General features: G+C 61.9%; 2 pseudogenes. One reads left to right on the top strand and one right to left on the bottom strand.

Going from position 1 to position 394, the window contains the following annotated elements:
• Positions 1-127 (top strand): annotated as a pseudogene (truB, locus tag EN804_RS34760) (tRNA pseudouridine(55) synthase TruB); the annotation flags it as partial.
• A gap of 75 nt (positions 128-202) precedes the next feature.
• Here truB and EN804_RS34755 read toward each other — a convergent pair.
• Positions 203-394: pseudogene (locus EN804_RS34755) on the bottom strand (TetR/AcrR family transcriptional regulator); the annotation flags it as partial.

Here is a 394-nt window from a genome sequence, read left to right as displayed (position 1 = left end):
CGGCACGCTTGATCCGCTGGCCTCCGGCATGTTGCCGATCGCGCTTGGTGACGCCACCAAGACCGTGCCTTACGTCATGGACGGCCGGAAAATCTACGAATTCACAGTGACCTGGGGCGAGCAGCGCACGTAAGAACATGGCTGATTTTTCTTTAATGCCCAGCTTCCAGCGCGGCTGCCTGGGCCCGTGTCTGAGACCGGTTCAGCCGTAAACGCCCCGCACCAGCCTTTTTACGGCAGTGGCGATCTTGTCCCAGTCCCGATCCGATTTGAGCGCAACACCGGCAAACTGGCCGCTGGTGGCGGCGGAAATCACGAGGTGCTGGATGGCGGCGAACAGCACGGCATTGACGGCGGCGGTATCAACACCCTTCGGCGCTGCTAGCGAACCGCG

Origin of the sequence: Mesorhizobium sp. M8A.F.Ca.ET.161.01.1.1 (assembly GCF_004792105.1) — a bacterium.
Classification (GTDB): domain Bacteria; phylum Pseudomonadota; class Alphaproteobacteria; order Rhizobiales; family Rhizobiaceae; genus Mesorhizobium.
The sequence above is the reverse complement of the archived record's forward strand: the minus strand, read 5'-3'. Positions and strand labels throughout refer to the sequence as shown.